At 39.7% G+C, this 18,912-nt stretch carries 15 protein-coding genes; 1 reads left to right on the top strand and 14 read right to left on the bottom strand.

All coding sequences use genetic code 11. The features are described from left to right. Positions 1-286 precede the first annotated feature (286 nt). Positions 287-2,896 carry a valine--tRNA ligase gene (locus EO98_RS16565; protein ID WP_048140696.1) on the top strand — a complete coding sequence of 870 codons (2,610 nt, stop codon included), beginning with the start codon at positions 287-289 and terminating at the stop codon, positions 2,894-2,896. Positions 2,897-3,883: 987 nt separating this feature from the next. Here the strand turns inward: EO98_RS16565 and EO98_RS16555 are convergent. The 14 genes from EO98_RS16555 to EO98_RS16485 form a co-directional block, all read right to left on the bottom strand. After that, on the bottom strand, positions 3,884-4,852 hold the full coding sequence (locus tag EO98_RS16555; protein ID WP_048140700.1) for a hypothetical protein: 969 nt from the start codon (positions 4,850-4,852) through the stop codon (positions 3,884-3,886). A 2-nt stretch (positions 4,853-4,854) separates the two neighbouring features. Further along, positions 4,855-6,477 carry an archaellar assembly protein FlaJ gene (gene flaJ, locus EO98_RS16550; protein ID WP_048140703.1) on the bottom strand — a complete coding sequence of 541 codons (1,623 nt, stop codon included), beginning with the start codon at positions 6,475-6,477 and terminating at the stop codon, positions 4,855-4,857. A 12-nt stretch (positions 6,478-6,489) separates the two neighbouring features. Then, positions 6,490-8,352, bottom strand: a complete 1,863-nt coding sequence (locus EO98_RS16545; protein WP_048140705.1) for a type II/IV secretion system ATPase subunit — start codon at positions 8,350-8,352, stop codon at positions 6,490-6,492. A gap of 36 nt (positions 8,353-8,388) precedes the next feature. Next, entirely contained in the window at positions 8,389-9,105 is a 717-nt protein-coding gene (locus tag EO98_RS16540; protein ID WP_048140707.1) for an ATPase domain-containing protein, read from the bottom strand. 1 nt (position 9,106) lies between these two features. Beyond that, positions 9,107-9,580: a flagellar protein FlaF gene (locus EO98_RS16535; protein WP_048140709.1), complete on the bottom strand. Its 474-nt coding sequence runs from the start codon at positions 9,578-9,580 to the stop codon at positions 9,107-9,109. Positions 9,581-9,584: 4 nt separating this feature from the next. Next, positions 9,585-10,058 (bottom strand): hypothetical protein, encoded by a 474-nt coding sequence (locus EO98_RS16530; RefSeq protein ID WP_048140710.1) that lies wholly within the window; start codon positions 10,056-10,058, stop codon positions 9,585-9,587. After that, positions 10,040-10,729, bottom strand: coding sequence for a hypothetical protein (locus EO98_RS16525; RefSeq protein WP_048140712.1), 690 nt, complete (start codon positions 10,727-10,729; stop codon positions 10,040-10,042). Before EO98_RS16525 ends, EO98_RS16530 begins: the two co-directional genes overlap by 19 nt. A gap of 43 nt (positions 10,730-10,772) precedes the next feature. Further along, the gene (locus tag EO98_RS16520; RefSeq protein ID WP_048140714.1) at positions 10,773-11,348 is read right to left on the bottom strand and encodes an archaellin/type IV pilin N-terminal domain-containing protein; all 576 of its coding nucleotides are present in this window, start codon (positions 11,346-11,348) and stop codon (positions 10,773-10,775) included. An 11-nt stretch (positions 11,349-11,359) separates the two neighbouring features. Continuing rightward, a complete protein-coding gene (locus EO98_RS16515) occupies positions 11,360-11,944 on the bottom strand; it encodes an archaellin/type IV pilin N-terminal domain-containing protein (RefSeq protein ID WP_048140716.1) in 585 nt (194 codons plus the stop codon). Positions 11,945-12,696: 752 nt separating this feature from the next. After that, positions 12,697-13,509: a protein-glutamate O-methyltransferase CheR gene (locus EO98_RS16510; RefSeq protein WP_048140717.1), complete on the bottom strand. Its 813-nt coding sequence runs from the start codon at positions 13,507-13,509 to the stop codon at positions 12,697-12,699. After that, positions 13,500-14,162 (bottom strand): chemotaxis protein CheD, encoded by a 663-nt coding sequence (locus tag EO98_RS16505; RefSeq protein WP_048140719.1) that lies wholly within the window; start codon positions 14,160-14,162, stop codon positions 13,500-13,502. Before EO98_RS16505 ends, EO98_RS16510 begins: the two co-directional genes overlap by 10 nt. Next, positions 14,159-14,761 carry a chemotaxis protein CheC gene (locus EO98_RS16500; protein ID WP_048140721.1) on the bottom strand — a complete coding sequence of 201 codons (603 nt, stop codon included), beginning with the start codon at positions 14,759-14,761 and terminating at the stop codon, positions 14,159-14,161. Before EO98_RS16500 ends, EO98_RS16505 begins: the two co-directional genes overlap by 4 nt. Beyond that, positions 14,754-17,870, bottom strand: a complete 3,117-nt coding sequence (locus tag EO98_RS16495; protein WP_082098656.1) for a chemotaxis protein CheW — start codon at positions 17,868-17,870, stop codon at positions 14,754-14,756. The genes EO98_RS16500 and EO98_RS16495 overlap by 8 nt, the downstream gene beginning before the upstream one ends. Then, positions 17,860-18,912 (bottom strand): chemotaxis response regulator protein-glutamate methylesterase, encoded by a 1,053-nt coding sequence (locus tag EO98_RS16485; RefSeq protein WP_048140723.1) that lies wholly within the window; start codon positions 18,910-18,912, stop codon positions 17,860-17,862. The genes EO98_RS16495 and EO98_RS16485 overlap by 11 nt, the downstream gene beginning before the upstream one ends.

The following is an 18,912-nucleotide window of genomic DNA, read 5'->3' as shown; positions in this document are numbered from 1 at the left end:
CAGAGAAAGGTTTAGAGAAGAATGGTTTTAATGAGAATGAGACATGAAAAACACTATTGGTAGATGGAAATAAGTTCTTAACCGATGACCAATGAAAATATTTTAATTTATGGAATCCGTTTTCCCGGGAAAAAAATACAATCAACAGAAACTAAAAATATAATCTGACAGTTCCTGCACAGTCAGAGATTTCCATAACATCCAAAACCAGATATATTTAAATAATCGCAAGCACTCTAAAACCCAAGAAATTCTTATACTTATTTCCCAATCATGGAGTGTCTTTATGACAGAATCGGAAATTCCAAAAGAATATAACGCAAACGAGGTTGAGGAAAAGTGGATGGAGAAGTGGAACCTCTCCATGTACCACTTCAACTGGGGAGAAGATACCCGTCCCCAGTATATTATTGATACCCCGCCTCCCTATCCTACAGGCAATTTTCACATCGGAAACGCGCTCAACTGGTGCTATATAGACTTTATAGCCAGATACAAACGCATGCAGGGATATAACGTAATGTTCCCCCAGGGCTGGGACTGCCACGGCCTGCCAACGGAAGTTAAGGTTGAAGAAATCCATGGCATTACGAAAAACCAGGTTCCCAGAGCGGAGTTCCGCAGGATGTGCAGGGAGCTTACGGGAGGAAACATCGACAAGATGCGCAAAACAATGCTGCGTCTGGGCTTTTCCGTGGACTGGAGCAACGAATTCGTTACCATGGAGCCCTCATACTTTGTAAAGACACAGAAGTCCTTTGTCAGAATGTACAACGGCGGGCATATTTATCACGAAGACCACCCTGTCAACTGGTGCCCCCGCTGTGAAACTGCCATTGCTTTTGCAGAAGTAGAGTATGATGCCGGGCAAACGAAACTTAACTTTGTCCACTTTGATAAGGTAGATATCGCAACTACAAGGCCAGAACTGATGGCAGCCTGTGTTGCCGTGGCCGTAAGCCCCAAAGACGAACGCTACAAAGCATACGTAGGGCAGACCCTCACAGTACCTATCTTCGGGCAGAAAGTGCCACTGATTGCAGACGAAGCTGTTGAGCCTGAATTCGGGACCGGCGCTGTTATGATCTGTACCTTCGGGGACAAGCAGGACGTGCGCTGGTGGTTAAAGTATGGACTGCCTCTGGTAAAAGCCATCGACAAACAGGGCAAGATGACAAAAGCAGCAGGCAAATATGAGGGAATGAGCCTGACCGAATGCAGGGAAGCTGTAATTGCAGACCTGAAAGCCGGGAGTTTCCTCTATGACCAGAAGCCCCTTGATCAGAATGTAGGGCTCTGCTGGCGCTGCGACACTCCTATTGAAATCCTTTCCGAGCCCCAGTGGTTCGTAAAAATTAACCATGAGGGTATCCTGAAAGCTGCAGATGAGATAAAATGGTACCCTGAATATATGAAAGTCAGGCTCCAGAACTGGACAGGCACGATGGAATGGGACTGGTGTATCTCCAGGCAGAGGATCTTTGCAACCCCGATTCCCATCTGGTACTGCAAAAAGTGCGGAGAGGTCATGATTGCCGAAGAGAGCTGGCTCCCGATCGACCCCAACGAAAATGCACCAAAAAGAGCCTGTGCCTGCGGTTCAACTGAGTTTGAACCTGAGACAGATGTACTGGACACCTGGATGGACTCCTCGATCACTGCCCTGCACGTCTCGGGCTGGGAAAGCGAACACGAGCTCCGCCTGCCTGCACAGATCCGTCCTCAGGGACATGACATTATAAGAACCTGGGCTTTCTACACAATACTGCGGAGCCTGGCTCTTGAAGGCAAGCGGCCCTGGGATTCCATAGTGATCAACGGGATGGTTCTCGGACCTGACGGGCATAAGATGAGCAAGTCTCTCGGAAACGTAATCTCTCCGGAAGAAGTGACTGCACAGCACAGCGCTGACGCCTTCAGACAATGGGGTGCTGTTGGAGGTTCCGCAGGCTCTGACGTTATGTTCCGCTGGAAAGATGTGGTTTCAGCCTCTCGTTTCCTGCAGAAGATGTGGAGCATCTACCGATTCTCGATGTCCCACTTAAAGGACTACGGGCCTGAAGATGCTGAAAACTTCCCCCTGGATTCACTCCTTACAATCGATAGGTGGCTCCTGAGCAAGCTTAACAGGCTTGTGGACACTGCCACAAAGGAGCTTGATGGATACCAGTTTGATTCCACATTCAAGGCTATAAGGGGCTTTGCATGGGAGGTCCTTGCAGATAACTACCTGGAACTTGTGAAAGGCAGGCTCTACGGTGGAGATACGGAGGGTAGGAGAGCGGCCCGGTATGTACTTTACACAACAACTAAGACCCTCTCCCTTCTGCTTGCTCCGTTCATACCTTTCTTTGCAGAAGAGATGTACTCCAGGTTCAGCAATGAAAGTGTGCATATACAGGCCTGGCCTGCAGTCAATGAAAGCCTGATAAGCGAAGAAGCTGAAGCCGCAGGCGAAATGATCAAGGAGATCACAGGCGAGGTCCGCAGGTATAAATCAGACCTGGGAATGGCTCTGAACTCTCCCCTGAAAAAAATAGAGATCTACAATGCAAGGATCGATACAGGGGATATTGCAGGGGCTACGAACTCAGAAGTGGAACTTATGGAAGGTGCTCCTTCATTTGAGTATGTGCCTGTAGAGGTAAAGCCCAATATGGGTTTCCTGGGCCCGCGCTTCAGAAAAGATGCCGGAGCCGTTGTGAAAGCTCTTCAGGCAGAAGACCCTGCTGCAGTTGAGGCTCAGGCAGCTTCAGGAAAAATAACCGTTACTGTAAACGGCGAAGCAATAGAACTCGAACCCGCAGCAGTTGAAGTCCGGAAAGAAGTAATCTCCGGAGGCCGTGAGGTAGAAGTTCTTGATGTAAAAGGCGCAGTAGTCTTAATTGTCAGGTAAGCTTCGGCACCCGAGTTTCGCTTCGGGATCACAGGAAATCGGAGATTTTCTGGGAGTTGCACTGTAAGTGCAACAGCACGAGGTCCTTTTCGCTCGCTCAAGAGGACTAATTTATGGATTAGAGCAGTGAACTGAGCTCAGGCGGCCTGATTATGGAGAACAACAGTGAAAAAGAAGAAAACAGGTAAATAATAACCTGATACTTCTTTTCGCTATTGTTTTCTGATTTCCTTTTTCTGATTTCCTTTTTCTGATTTCCTTTTTCTGAATTCCTTTTTCTGATTTCCTTTTCCTGATTTCCTTTTCCTGATTTCCGGGCGTCTTTTTTGATGAGCCGCCAGAAAATCTGTGGAGGCAGTTATATTTGCTTGAATTGGAAAGGTGTGCTTCAGGGTTAAGAATGGCATTTATCTGGTTGACAGGCCCCCGTCCATGTGCAGCGCGGGAAAAGAAAACTGAAAGATTCTCTACGGCTTCCGGTATAGATAAAACAATTAATCAGAAACAACCTGATTTTAAAAGATTATAATGCTCAAAGAGAATTATAGAAAGAGATGGGAGAATTGTAGGAGAGAAAATATAAAGGAAGAGGATTTCAATTAACCTTCAATTCCACCAGATTCCGATTGATTTACAGAAAGATTGGAATTTACACACGGATTTTGATTTTTCAGGTCTTTTGAAATCCTCAGAACATATTTTATACCTGCGTTTGCCTCTTTACCAGCATCAGAGAAAAAGAGAGGATAAGAAGCGCTGCATAGAACATTACACTGGAATCAAATCTGTTATACAATGACAGCCATGTGTATACGAGCATTGATCCTGAAAACACTGCTAAAACTATAAGTCCGACATATTTTGCATCTACCATTTTTCATCACTCACTTTGCTTATTATTGTACAATATATTTTTGTTATATAAGTTAGAATATCAGTTTGAGTACTGAGAATTTGTTATCAGTCCCGTTATAAACCGTTGATCAGTTATGATTTTGAATAACGTCCTTGTTTTTTCAGATCCCTGAGAATGCCTTCAAGGTCGGATTTCATCAGCTTCAAATCCAGATCTTCTCCTTGCATATCACCCATGAAATTGACCTTTTTCTCTTTAGAAATTACGATTTCCTTCTTAAGTGAGTCTAATAGACTGTCACTTTCATCACCAAACTTTATTTCTGTCGAATTGTCGTCAAATGAGAAGTTATCTTCATCAGATTCATTATCCAGTCCATCAATTTTAATATCAAATTCATTTCCATCGAACATTAAGTCATTATCAAGTGATTCACCAAGTTCTGAAGCCATATCACTAAAAAACGGATCTGCCGTATTAGCTTCAGGAATATTGCTTTTTAAAGTGTCTGTGGTAGACATTTTGGTTAGAAGGTCATCATCAAAATCTAATTCGTCTTTTTTGGATTCGACTACTTTCTCAAGATTGTTGACACGATCCTTTGCATTAAACTGTGAATCTGTTTCCATTTTACTAGATAAGGAAACAAATTTTCCTTCATCTTGTTTATTCCTTCGAGGTAAAGTGGATGAAATAGATGAAATTTTATTTTTGAAGTTAACAAACAGTTTCTGACCAGTATCTTTTGCTTTAAAGAATATTGTTTCCACTTTTTCAAGATACTTTTTGCTGGAGTTACCATGGATTAAGCGGGATTTTTTCTGGGCTGAACTGGACATTTTCAGACTTGAACCTGATCTTTTCGGGATAAAGCTGCTAATTTTTTTGCAATACTCAGAAAAATGCTTCAAGCCCTCCGAACTGAAAGTTGTTATTTTCTGGTTCAGGTTCGAAAAAAACTTAAACTCCTCGAGATCAAATGAGGATCCGCCTTTACTTTTATATTTATCGTATAGAGTTGTTGTTCCCATTACAACCAGAGTTACAAAAATACCTATGAAGATCGTAAAATTTGTTTCATATATGGTTTTTAAATCCATATTTAGAAGCCTCCTGCAAGACTATCAAGTGCTCCATTAAATGAAAAGGCCATTTTCACTAAAGGAGGAGTTATAATCATCAGTACCCCTGAAAGAATAAATATAGGTATACTGTAATAAATTACTAAGTACATTGGTCCCCCTTTTACAGCAACAATTGCTAATATGTTAGCAATCGTTAGAATAATAATAACTATTATAACAAATTGGTTAAGTAAATCGAGAGGAACTCCGCCAAATATGCCCAAATTCATGCTACCCATGCTGGTAGGTAGACCTGAAAGTTCGGAGTCAGTAACATCAAACTGGGCAAAAAGAGATGATATAATCGTAGAAAAGATCGTCAGGATCTGGCCGATAAAAAGAAGAAGGGCAACCATTGCTACATGCAGAGGTATGACAAGACTGGTAAATCCTTTGGATATGCGTTCCCTTTTCATTCTTAAAAGAACCAGTTCAAGGTTGGATGAGCTCACAAGCTCTCCTACCACTTCTGCATTACCCCCGAAATTTACAGCATCTACAAAAACATTTGTAAATTTGTAGATCAAATAGCTGCCCGTCTCTCCGACAAATCTTTCCCAGCACAGCGTAGGATCCAGCCCGGTTGCCAGTTTCTTGTAGAGCTCCTGACTCATATCTTTAAGCTCTCCAAGGTTTTTTGGATCGATCTTTAGAAGGGCTTTTGGAACTGTCAGACCGGAACCACTTATAATAGACCCTAAGCTACTTATAAAAGTGGTATAACTTTCATCCCTTTTGTTAATTTTATCAATATCTCTATTTGCCGCAATTCCGACAGGTATCATAATAACTCCTGCAAGAATCATTCCGACTCCTTTAATATCAATGAAAAACTCAGGTGAACCGATAAAAGTCGGTATAATGGTGAATATTATAACAGCCAGAGTGGATAGAACAAGTGTAAGAGGAATCCACTTATGAATGAATACCTGCTCTTTTGATTTTACACTTAAACCATGGACTTTAGAATCTTTAGGAGAGGATGAAAAAAGTAATCCTACCCCAAGAAACGCCATAAAAAATACAATAACCATTGTGGAGTAAAGCGTATCCGCCGGGTCACCAACATTATACAAAATTACTGAAAGTAAGATAATTATAGCTACAAGGGATGTAGAGACAAGCAATGCTGTGTAAGCGTTTGACCATTCTTTAGTGGTTTCAAGGTCTCTTTCGAACTCATCTTTTCTTTTTGTTTTAAATAATTTCCATTCTTTGGTTAGAAATTCATTATCAGGTTCTCCTGCAGCTATAGCGTTTGATAACCTGTTAAGAAGTTCCCGCAGTCTATCGTGAGTTACTTTTGTGGATATGATTTCACATGCATTGGCATAATCATAATGCCAGTTCAGAGCCAGTTCTTTAATCTGATTAAAATATTTACTTGGACAATATTCTTTCTTATCAGATATGCTTGTGAATATTTTGTCTCTTGTTAGATTAGCAGTTGAGATTGACGCCATATAAGTAAGAGTAAAAAGCAGATCGTTACTCATATAGAGTTCTTTCTTGTAACGTCTGAGTTTAAGAGAAAACCAGTCTAAAATAGGTTGTAAATTAGACTTTTTGTTGAAAATGTTTTTTACCCTATAGATTCCCATCTAAATCACCATTTAGAATTGAATCCTCAGAATACCATGTTTCGTAATCTTTGCGACCGTATTGAAAAAGTCGTAGTAATTTACAATTCCTTCATTGTTTAATTTCTCCAGTATTTTTGCTCTTTTTTCAATTTCATCATAAATTGCTTTCTTTTTCTTGCCAGGAATTCCAAGCCTTGTGGCAATTTTATTTTCAAGGATATATGAACTTCCCAGAGCACTGAAAATAAATGAATCAGTAACAGGATCCCAGGAAAAGGCTTCAATGAATGAAATTCCACCCTTATCCGGATTATATCCGAGAACCTCATTTATACTGAGGACTCTTCTCACAAGTTTGCCATCCGGCCTCCGGACCGCAGATTGGATTATGACAAAGTTGAGGTTATCCACGTACGTTTTAGGAATGTTTATAGGGTCAGCTGTAAGTCTCTGGATCAATTTTTCTACGTTTGCAGCGTGGAAGGTTGACATGACAGGGTGCCCGGTCTGCATCGCCTGGAATGCGACGTTTCCTTCAACTCCTCGGATTTCTCCGACAAGGATGTAATTTGGCCTCTGCCTCAATGCTGCTTTGAGAAGGTCGAACATTGTAACATCCGAACCGCTGCCTTCTCCTACTCCTCCGCCCCTTGTACTTCCTCTTGTTGTTTCTCTGGTCCAGTTTTTATGAGGAATCTGCAATTCAGGCGTATCTTCAATTGAAACCAGTTTAGAATCAGGGTTTATAAATGCTGTAATACCATTCAACGTAGTTGTTTTTCCACTCGCGGTTTCACCGCATATAAAACCACTCATTCCCTCAGAGATAAGAATCCACAGGTAAGCTGCCATCCTGTAATCCAGGGTTCCGCCTTTTATAACCTGAAGAATACTGAATGGAATGTCAGCGAATTTTCTTATGGTGAAATTACTCCCGTTTTTACTGATATCATCCCCAAAAACTATGTTAATTCTTGACCCGTCCGGGAGTGTGGAGTCCACTATGGGGTTTTTGAAAGTGATGGGTTTTCCGATCCGCTCTGCAAGCCTGATAATAAACTGGTTGAGGGTATCATTGTCGTTGAATTCTATGACACTCCTGAGGCCCTTAAACACTTTGTGTTCAATAAAGATGGGGCCGAGACCATTACAGGTAATATCTTCAATTTTGTTGTCATTTATGTAAGGGTCAAGGAAACCCACGCCGATTTTGTCCCTGAGAACTGAGTATTTCAGCGCTTCATAATGTTCTTTTGTTATGTACATATGATTTTTATCCGGATCATCCTTAACTGGAAATAATCTGGACCCGAATAGTTTTTTGACCCCGGAAGTAGAATTGTCAATCGGCTTTTTATTGCCTATTATGCAAATAGCATCTAAGGATTCTTTCAGTATCCTTTCTTTTTCTTTTAAATTTTCAGGATCAAACTCAATCCCTGTAAGGTAATCTACAAGTTTGATTTCTACTTCTTTAATGAGACGTCCAACTCCTGTAAGAAGTATAGGCTCAATAGGAATGTAGAAATTCCTTACGTCGTTTTTGTTTGGATAAATGTGAACGTATATCTGGTCGTTAACCTTGTATATCAGATTGGGATCCTCTATATCGCCGTGTTTTGATTCAAGATTGGGAACATATCTGGGTATACCCATTGTATCTATGGGCAGGATATGCAAGTACTCCAGAAGATGAAGGTTGATTTCAACCTCCTTTTTCATTTCCGGAGGGAGAAGTTTGTAAAGGTTACAGGTTTTCAGGTTTGAATGGTCATGCCCATCATATTTTTTTGGTTTAAACGGAAAATTTGTATATACTCCTGCATTAAGTGCACGACCATCTTCAATACTCAGCTTCTCTTCAATACTCAGCTTATCCTCAATAATATCCATGTCAACCCCATAAGTGGACAGTTACGTTAAAAAAATTTATACTCTTGCCTGTGATATTGGAATTATCTTTAAACCGAATCCAGGCTGGACTTCAAAACTCACTATATTACCTGTGCTTTTCTTAGCACCTCTTATTTTGGAGACTTCCATAACGCTAATATAGCGATCAGTGAGCTGTTCCTTTCTCAGAAATAGGTGACAATCACATGAAGACCGAATTCTAACAAGTGTGTCCTCTTTGAAAGCGTGTTGATGCAAAGTAATGAAGATTGTGTACCCTTTATCACACAAATTTTTCAAACTTGTGAGGAATCCAAGTATGTCATCCTCATCAGAGTAAGTAGTAAACATTGTGAGGGAGTCAATTATAATGACTCGTTCTTTGACACTTTTAATATGATTTATAACAAGGTGCAGGGTCCCTTTCATTTGATCGGAAGTCCATTCAACACCATCAAGATGAACCGGAAAAATCCTGAAATAGCCCCAGCTGTAGAAATCCGAGATATCGAGGCTCAGACTGTCCATTTGCGCCAGCATGCTTTTAATGGTATTCTCGGTTGAATAATATGCTATCCTGTAAAGTTGATTCAATCCGCCATACACCATTTGCTGGCAGAATACACTCTTCCCGGTATCGTTTTCGCCTTCAATGAGCACAAGAGAACCTATAGGGATACCCTCACCTAATTTTTTATCAATTTCATCATTGCCACTTGAAATAATATTATTTTTTTCCTCTGTTTGTCCCATTTTACTCACCTGCCACATGTTCTGCGGAAGAGACGATACCATTTTCAGTGATAGTTTTTACAATAAAACTGTCATTGGATTCAAGATCAATTAATAATTCAACGTTAATACTTTCATGCGGGTCCAGAATACCGGGATTTATTATCTCTTTATTAGAGGTCATGTTGTACTGAGATTTATTCAAATAGGACACCGTACCATTTTTAACTAAGATAACATCCCAGAGACCGGGGTAGATTAATTTGGTTTCACCTGTATTTACAACTGTGAAACTGGTAAGATTTGTTGAAACGTTAAACCGTATATTTTGTATTTCAATACTGGTATGAAGCCTATTCATAGTTGTTTCATGAATTGCTACGTATCCGTCATAAGAAGATTCGAGAAGATTACTGGTCCCCATTGTTACAGTACCTGCTACAACAAGAATCGTTCCAACTACAAAGAACGCTACGATTACTGTATCAAGGCCCATAATATCACTTTGAGAATGTATCTGATGTTGATACCCCATTGTAAAGGAAAAAGGTAATTTGATAAATATCACTTGGCAGAGAGTCAAGACTTATTGCTGCCTTAATAGTTTCTCCACGATCCCAGGTATCTCCGTCTCCATTTTCAAAAGTATATTCCCATGAAGGAGTCGAATTGGATTCAAATCCGGGGTTCCAGTAGTTTGAAGAAGAAAGAATGAAAACGTCACAGTGTTGTAGCTGTGAAAGGGGTATATTTGATGACCCGACATTTTTTATCCAGACGAAAACATTGTTTTCTTCAGGATAAATAAATATGATATCGAGATCTGTTTTGAACTGATCTTCCATATTATGTGCAACGGAGTTATAAGATTCGGATAGACCATATACAGAAGGAAGAATGGCATTAACAAAAGTCACTGCAGCTATAACACTCACCATTACGAGTATTGCTGAAGTTATGACTTCCTTTGCCATGCGTTCTTCACCATATCATTTTCATTCAGGACATGACCCAGTATTTTAGAGTCAAGAGAAAGATCTTCGGGATAAAGTATATGATAAAGTCTATAAAGGTCCACTACTGCACCATCAAGGTCGTTGTTTTTGATCAGGATCTCAATGACTTTAAGAATAATCTCCTTAATATCACCGGGAATATATCCTAAGAGAGAGAATACTTCAATTAATTCCTTTATGGCCCCGTGGTCATATTTCTCCACCATGTCCTTGCTCCAGACAATAGTATTGTAAAAGGCCAGGGGATCAATAAGTTTAGAGTCATTCCTCTTAGGCAGTTTTTGAGCAGATTGCTTCATATCTTCAAAAGGACTCTTAGGGACCTGCTCCATTAATTCCAGATCGGCATCATCGGATTCATTTTCATTTGTATCTTCTTTGTCCCCATCATCAATGGGCCTGGGATTTACTATGGCACCGGAAATATTAGCAATACCCTGAATATTCTGGAAAGGGTTTTCAAGAACACTCATCGTTTCCCTAATGTCCATAAGGAGATTTTTTATAGAGCCTTTGATCTCAGTTACCTCTTCTTCAAGACTTGCAACTTTGGATTCTATAGTGTCGCTTTCAGCTGTAGCTACAATTTTATCAATCATAGACTGGTCAAAGGATTCCCCACTCATCATATCACCAAAACTATAGCATTAAAAAATAAAAAAATAATGATACTCAGTTGAGTACCATTTGAGTAGTAATCGAAGCGGGTGCCTGCCTGTGAATAGTGTAGGTTGCTCCCTGGGGCGGTTTGATTTCAAGCTGGAATTCTTCATTAGCCGTGATGTTATATGGAGCCAGAGGAATCCGTACTTCGAATTTCTCTAACTTGTCTATGAGGTAATCCTCGTTGTCATTATACCGAGCTGCTACGGTATAGTTGGACATGGAGTTCTCTTCGTAAGTAGGACCATTCTTTAAATCAGTTGGCTTATGGTCACGGGATGTAAATACTATAAGAGTCTGATTAACATCAACAGGTGAACCGCCTGAAGTCAACTGCAGGAACATCGTAAGATTTTTAAGTTCACCATCTGCACCGCAGGAAATTACATCTCCACTTAATTCAACGCTGCTGCTTGCCTGTGCCACACCTGTATGCACGACTTCCTGACTCTTCTGGGTTGTATAGAACCCTGCTCCTAGCATGACGTAGCTGAAAACTGCAGCAACGACCACGAAGGCTACCAATACAATTGCTGCTTCAAGTCCGGTAAACCCTTTCTCATTGTTTAAAAATTTATTCCACATTCCAGATCACCTCAGTAAACCGCATAATAAGTACCACTGGTAATTGCAGCGGGCATTGATTTCTGGATGATTAAGACTGCACCCTCTGGTGGCTTTACATCTATCCTGAACTGCTCGTTTACACGGGGTAGTGAATTAGCCTTAAAAGTGGTTAAATTCACTTCTACCTTATATTTCTCACCCTTTTCAACCAGATTCCTTGCACCATTAGTTGCAGAAATAATTGGAGTGTAAACCCAACCATTCTTACCTTGGCCTTCCTCTTGTGTTACAAAATCATCAATATCTACATAGGTAAGAATTGTTTTATTGAGGTCTACAGAAGATCCTCCTGCAGTGTTTGCTATATAGAATGTAATATTACCGACTTCTCCGTCAGCCACTCCTTCTACAATTACATCTCCGGAAGGTGAAAGGCTGCTGCTTGCCTGTGCAACACCTGTGTGTACGACTTCCTGGCTTTTCTGGGTTGTATAGAACCCTGCTCCCAACATGACGTAACTGAACACTGCAGCTACGACGACGAAGGCTACAAGCACAATTGCCGCTTCAAGCCCCGTAAACCCTTTTTCATCTTTTATTAATCGATTCCACATTATAATTCACCATAATATATTGTGACTATTATAACAGCAAATATAATATCAGTCTATGTTATAAATGTTTCGGCAGTTAGAGGGTTAACTTTATATAAAATTTACTAGAATAGAGAGGCAATTTTGAAGAGTGATGGTGTAGAAAAGATAGTTAGAGGATATTTTTCGGTGACGAGTTTTAATTATAAGTTGGTTTATAGATGCTGTTTTTAAAGGTTAATCCCCAGTTTAATGAAGAAAACTGTCATTATTAGTTAGTTTCGACACGAACTTAAATTAGAGAGAACATAAATTTATTATTTAGCAAGTTATTGATAAAAAAAGTTAGTGAGTTTGCCCCCCGCTGATTAAATACTATATAAACTCCCTCTTTGTAAGTCAGTTGAAGAGTCTTCTGATTCTATTTTTTCATTAATGCCGCGACATATCGTCAAAAATTCAATAATTTTAGAAGAACAAAAGAATATTATCGCAGATATCTTCACACATATGAACACTTGAACCCCCGAAGAAAAGTGCTATTACGGATCGTGTGAAATACAAAACATAGAGAAGAAGATGAATTTTTGTATAAGGGATCTCACAATGCCAGAGTTTTGGAAAAACAATTTTTAACAGAAATTAAGAAAAAAATGATATTAGGATAAAGAAAATTATGCCAAACAATTTCCTTTTCCATTAAAGAAAAAATAAATATAGAAGTAATGTGGCTAAATCGAGATTTCGACAACCATAAGAATATAAGCAACTGATTATATTTTTTTGAAAACTTTCTCTTTCACACTAACAGGAGTAAACAGTCCCCTTATTTCAACGGGTAAAGTTTCGGACTTGCCAATAATCAGATAGCCGTCATCTGAAAGAGAATTATAAAAATCATTCAACATTTTTATTTTTTGGCTCTCATTGAAATATATCATAACATTTCTGCAGAATACGGCATCAAAATGTTTTGAAATTGGAGGTTCACTGGTCAGATCATGTTTTTGAAATCTGATCGATAGTTTTGGGATGCTTCTTATTTTAAAACCTTCCCCTGCAGGCTCAAAATACTTTTTTATAAGGGAAGAGTCCAGATTTTTTATTTGCTCTTTACTGTATATTCCCTGTGAAGCATACTTCAGGCAGTTTTCGTCAATATCCGTTGCATAGATGGAGACGCTCCAGTCTTCCGGCAAAACATCTTTTGAGCAAATGCCAATTGAATACGGTTCCTCTCCATTAGAACAGGCTGCACTCCAAACCCTGACGAGGTTGCTTTTAGATTTTTGTTTCCTTTCCATTATGTCGGGCAATATTTCATCCCGGAAAAACATAAATGGCGTTTTGTCCCGCATAAACTCGGTAACGTTTACTGTAAGTGCATTTATAACCTCCTTCATCTCATTTTGATTTTTTTCCAGGAACCCCGAATACGTTGTGTAGTTATCTGCGCCAACGGCCTTCATTCTCAGGTCAATTCGTCTCCTAAGATAACTGTCCCTGTACCCGGCCAGAATGATACCCGATGATTTTGAAATTTTTCGTACAAGAAAATTAAAGTCGTCATCAATATTTACAACCACAGTACATCCCCTTTAGTAGGTTTAACGATCATGCTTCCGTCCACAGGATTGAAGATAACGCTTCTGCCGACTTCCCCACCCACATCTTTTGCCAGAATCGGGATATTTTTTTTAATCAAAGTTTCTTCAACGGATATTGCGTTTCTATTACCAATTTTGAGGATATCCAGGCTCATATGCTTAAAAACCTGGGCTCCTCCTGCAAACTTTGCAGTAATCCTGCTTTTTCTCGCCCCCATTTTTATCATGTCTTCAAACATTTTTTCTATGGCTGTTTCGGCATACTTGGTTTCGCCGTTATTTGAAGCCCCGGGAAGCAGCACATGTGCTATTCCGCATATACCTGTTGAAACGTCAGAAAGAATAACACCAATACAGGAACCCAGTCCCATTACTTTTAAGAGGACATTTTTCCCAATCTTATATTCCCCTATCCCGGCAGACAGTTCTCCGTCCAGGCTTTTAATGTTCAAATTTGATTTAGTGCCCATCATGTGACTTTTTGCACCATTAATCATGTCACATGATCGGCAAGAATCCCGAGATGAGCAGGTATTTGAAAGTGAACAAAAAGATTTTAGCAGTACATCCCCGCTGGTTAAAAAAACCGCTTTCCCACTTTCATTCGAGACGAATAAAATATCGCCGCTCATAGTTGTCCCAGAATTTTCATCATATCATTAAGCACACTGGGTTCCGGAAGCATGGCTAAATAAATTTCTACATCTGGATCAGAACTGAGAGAGGTCTCAAATAGAATTATATGGTCATTCTTCTCAGCCATTTGCGAAACTACTGAATCAATGACTGCCGTAGGTACATCTACTGCGAAATTTGGGGGGGACGGAAGTAATATGATGTCCATAAAATCAGCTGATGCATCACAAAAAGAAGAGGAAAGTATATTCCCGACCTCCATAATTGTGGACGCATACATTTCCTCATCCAGCTCTTCCATTCCAAATAAATCGCCTGCAATTTTTCTTGCCGACTTTTCAGGAAACATAATGTATAGATATCCGGACCTGTGTTCTTCGAGGTCCTGCAGTGCTATAACTACCCCTGCAACAACATCGTTAATGAATTCACTGGAGAGATTTTTAATTTCTCCTATCTTGACCTCCGGAACTGAGAAGTAAACGTCTTTATTAAGTAGTGTGGAGAGAGAGGTCGCAGCATGCCCGGTCCCAATATTCCCGAGTTCCTTTAGAATATCCAGTTCTACTTCACTAAGATTTTTTAAATTAGTCATCAATATCACCTTTTATAAGCATTGAAACATCTATAATCGGTATTACACGCCCGTCACCCAGTATTGTAGCACCAATAAATCCTTTTGAATTTGAGAAAATATTTCCCAGTGGTTTAATAACAATTTCCTGCTGGTCTATAATTGAATCAACTATAAGGCCAATTTCTTCATTTTCTTTTTCAACAATTATGGCAATTTCGTTATCTAATTTTTCACAGGTTACATTGAAAATTTCTTTCAATTCAACCGTTGGTATCAGCTTGTCCCTTATATAAAGCACAGGGGTTTCTTTAACAAGCTTATAATCACTGCTGTCAACACTCAGAGCTTTTACAACGTTAGAAATCGGGATCGCGTATGTTTCAGACCCGACCTCCACTAAAAGAGATTTTATTATAGCGACTGTGGGAGGCAGATCAATTCTGATTCTGGAAAACTCTCCCTTCTTTGAATATACCCTGACCTTTCCCCCCAGTTTTTCAACAGTAGTTTTTACTACATCCATGCCCACGCCCCGGCCGGAGATCTCTGTTGGAGCATCCTTTGTCGAAAAACCCGGGGAAAAAATGATCATCCGGATTTCTTCTTCACTGAGGTTTTCTACATCAAATGACGATAATATTCCCTTCTCAACAGCTTTCTTTTTTAATATTTCAACATCTATGCCTTTGCCGTTATCTTCGATCTCAATTATTACGTTGTTTTTTTCTCTTCTAGCTGAGAGCTTTATGTGTCCAACGTCGTTTTTCCCGGCTTTTTCCCGCTCTTCAGGATATTCTATACCGTGGTCAACGGCATTTCTCACAAGATGGACCAGAGGATCGCTAATTTCATCTAAAATCGTCCGGTCTAATTCGGTATCCTGCCCTTCAATTTCAAACTCGACATTTTTGTTGAATTTTCTACTTAGATCCCTTACCATGCGCGGAAACTTACTGAATATCCTCTCAATTTTCACCATCCTTATTCTCATCACTTCATCTTGCAGGCTTGAAATTGATTTATCCAGAGTCCCGGTTGCTTCCTCCAGTTCAGGTAAGTTGTATTCCTGAGATATCTGAAGCAAGCGTCCTTTGTTAATAACAAGCTCGCCAACAAGATTCATTATATTATCAAGATTGGAGGTCCTAACCCGGATAGTTTCCTGTCTTTTTGTTTCCATAGGCGCTTTTACGGATGTTGCCGATTCAGATAAGTGATTGATTGAGTCTTTTTCCGATTCTCCGGTTTCCTGGATCTCCTGTGACTTTAATCCCTGAGTAGAGATATTTTCAGAGTCCTCTGCCGGAGATTGGGCTTTATCTAATTGCAGCTCTTGATCAGGAATACTCTTATCAGGAATACTCTTATCAGAAATACCCTTACCAGAAATATCCTTATCAGAAATATCCTTATCAGAAATATCCTTATCAGAAATATCCTTATCAGAAATATCCTTATCAGAAATATCCTTATCAGAAATATCCTTATCAGAAATATCCTTATCAGAAATACCCTTATCAGAAATACCCTTATCAAAAGTTTTTCCAGAACCGGGCTCTAGAATCCGAGCTTCGTTCAATTGCACCTCTTGATAAGGAATTGCATGATTTATTTCGAAGTCTTTTTCTAAGACCCGGACTTCCTGTGACTTTGGACCGTCAGTAGAGGAGTCCTTGCATTTTTTCCTTGGAAGTATTCCAGCGTATTCGGTTATTTTGAAACAGTTTATTGATTTACTAATTCTGTTTAAAATGCAACGTAGTCTTGCTGCCAAACTGTACATACAGGAGTGAAGTATATTTGATTTGTTTGTGGCTGAAACAGCTGTTGCTTCAGGCACTGTAACTGGAGTTGAGGAGGTATCTGGTTGAGATTCTACTGAGAGAGAGCTATTACATTTAATTTCTTCATCACAGGCAATATTAAGCGGTTTAATTTCAGAAATATTAAATTGTTCAATTTCTGAAATTCTGTCCATTAACTCTTCAACCTCATCACTTTCTCCAGAAAGGAACATTTTAAAGTGACCATCAAAGCTGTTATCCATCTCATTTTCATCGGGATCTATTTTAGCTAATTTACTTATATCTTTGAGAGATTCTATGATCAATGTTGCTCTCAAACCCTTCATTACACAGTCTTTAGAAAGGGTTACATCCAGAACAAGATTGCAGTCATCCAGATTGCAGTCATCAGGATTGCAGTCATCAGGATTGCAGTCATCAGGATTGCAGTCATCAGGATTGCAGGGAACCTCATTTTCCATTTTGGATGGGACACCGGATTGAGATTCTACTGAGAGAGAGCTATTACATTTAATTTCTTCATTACAGGCAATATTAAGTGGTTTAATTTCAGAAATATTAAAATGTTCAATTTCTGAAATTTTATCCATAATATCTTCAACCTTCTTGCTGTCTCCTGAAATGAACACTTTAAAGTGACCATCAAAGCTGTTATCCATCTCATTTTCATCGGGATCGATTTTAGCTAATTTGCTTATATCCCTGAGAGATTCTATGATCAATGCTGCTCTCAAACCCTTCATTACACAGTCTTTAGAAAGGACTACATCCAGAACAAGATTGTAGTCATCAGGATTGCAGGTAACTTCATTTTCCTGTTTGTCATGGCATTCAGAGTTTGAAGAGGTATTGTCATCTGATTGCTGTATGGACATTGTTTTAGGAGATGAGACCTTATTTTCCACGGGATTTTGGATACAAAGAGACCCCTGTCCACCAGTCATCATTTTTTCGTAAGTATCAAATGCGTTCAGAAGATCTTCTATTTTTACATTATCATTATCTGCGCTTTCTATTTGCTTAACAATTTCCATGATTCGGTCAACTGTTGAAAGCAGAATGTCAACCAGCTCACCATCTATCTCTATGTCTCCGTTTTTTATGCCGCACAGAACTTCTTCCATACTATGACACAGATGTTCAAGTGATGTATATCCAAGAAATCCAGCCATTCCTTTTATTGTATGGGTTATTCTAAAGATTTCATCAATTGCGGCAGAGTCTCCATTTTCTAAATCCACAAAAGATTGATTAAATACGTCGAGACACTCGTATATCTCCTGAAGGAAATCGCTTTTATAAGCTGCCATATCACTTTCCATTGCATTTCGCCTCCAGTTTTTTCACAATTTCTTCAGGGATCTCAAAAATGGGTTTCACAACATCAATAGCTCCAGCTTCTATTGCAGCTCTTGGCATCCCGAAAATAACACAGGTATCTTCACTGCACGCAATTGTGGAACCGCCTGCATCTCGTATCTTTTTAAACCCGGAAGCACCATCACACCCCATACCCGTAAGAATAGAGGCAACAATGTTCTTTCCATATACCTCTAACATACTTTCAGCTGTTACATCAACCGCAGGCATTACAGCATGAACCGGCTTGCTTTTTATGAGTTTAATTCTAGTGACATCCAGAGCCTTTCTAACGGTCATGTGGTAGCCGCCTGGTGCGATATAAACAACGCCTGCGGTTACTTTTTCATTATTTCTGGCTTCTTTTATTTCCAGCTCTGATAGAAAATTCAGCCTTTCTGCCAGTTGCCTGCAAAAACTACCTTCAGGCATATGCTGGACAACAAAAACCGGAGCAGGCAAATCCCCGGGAAGCCTTGTAATCACCTGTTCAAGAGATGAAGGACCGCCTGTAGATGAACCTATAAGAATTCCAAAGTTCTCGGTACATCTCCATTTTCCCCTGACAACCTCCCCTTTAAATTTCCTCATATTAAGTAATCTTAATATGTTAGGATTTGAGCTGTGAATATTTTTTATTTTATCGATAAGCTCGCTTTCTGCCTTATTTACATCATGGTGAGACTCGGATTTTGCAGTAAAATCTATTGCTCCAAGATGCAAAGCTTCTAATGCCTCTTTTGAGCCCTCTGTAGTCAGGGTGCTAAACATGATGATGGGAACCGGGTTCGTATTCATAATGGTTTTAACAGCCGTCAGCCCATCCATGACTGGCATGTTAACGTCCATTATGATTATATCAGGGTGTAATGTTTTTGCCTTTTCTACAGCTTCTTTTCCATTACATGCGTCTCCGACTATCTTTATATCCGAGCTACTGGCAAGCATGCTTCTTATTGCCATCCGCATGAAGGCAGAATCGTCAACAATAAGAGTACGTATCAT

Source organism: Methanosarcina sp. 2.H.T.1A.6 (genome assembly GCF_000979455.1).
Classification (GTDB): domain Archaea; phylum Halobacteriota; class Methanosarcinia; order Methanosarcinales; family Methanosarcinaceae; genus Methanosarcina.
Note: the sequence above shows the minus strand (reverse complement) of the source record. Positions and strands in the feature narration are given on the sequence as shown.

Coding starts and splice junctions, on each gene's coding strand:
- EO98_RS16565 (WP_048140696.1), top strand. CDS start 287: ATGACAGAATCGGAAATTCCAAAAGAATATAACGCAAACGAGGTTGAG.
- EO98_RS16555 (WP_048140700.1), bottom strand. CDS start 4,852: ATGGATTTAAAAACCATATATGAAACAAATTTTACGATCTTCATAGGT.
- flaJ (WP_048140703.1), bottom strand. CDS start 6,477: ATGGGAATCTATAGGGTAAAAAACATTTTCAACAAAAAGTCTAATTTA.
- EO98_RS16545 (WP_048140705.1), bottom strand. CDS start 8,352: ATGGATATTATTGAGGATAAGCTGAGTATTGAAGAGAAGCTGAGTATT.
- EO98_RS16540 (WP_048140707.1), bottom strand. CDS start 9,105: ATGGGACAAACAGAGGAAAAAAATAATATTATTTCAAGTGGCAATGAT.
- EO98_RS16535 (WP_048140709.1), bottom strand. CDS start 9,580: ATGGGCCTTGATACAGTAATCGTAGCGTTCTTTGTAGTTGGAACGATT.
- EO98_RS16530 (WP_048140710.1), bottom strand. CDS start 10,058: ATGGCAAAGGAAGTCATAACTTCAGCAATACTCGTAATGGTGAGTGTT.
- EO98_RS16525 (WP_048140712.1), bottom strand. CDS start 10,729: ATGATGAGTGGGGAATCCTTTGACCAGTCTATGATTGATAAAATTGTA.
- EO98_RS16520 (WP_048140714.1), bottom strand. CDS start 11,348: ATGTGGAATAAATTTTTAAACAATGAGAAAGGGTTTACCGGACTTGAA.
- EO98_RS16515 (WP_048140716.1), bottom strand. CDS start 11,944: ATGTGGAATCGATTAATAAAAGATGAAAAAGGGTTTACGGGGCTTGAA.
- EO98_RS16505 (WP_048140719.1), bottom strand. CDS start 14,162: ATGAGCGGCGATATTTTATTCGTCTCGAATGAAAGTGGGAAAGCGGTT.
- EO98_RS16500 (WP_048140721.1), bottom strand. CDS start 14,761: ATGACTAATTTAAAAAATCTTAGTGAAGTAGAACTGGATATTCTAAAG.
- EO98_RS16495 (WP_082098656.1), bottom strand. CDS start 17,870: ATGGAAAGTGATATGGCAGCTTATAAAAGCGATTTCCTTCAGGAGATA.
- EO98_RS16485 (WP_048140723.1), bottom strand. CDS start 18,912: ATGATACGTACTCTTATTGTTGACGATTCTGCCTTCATGCGGATGGCA.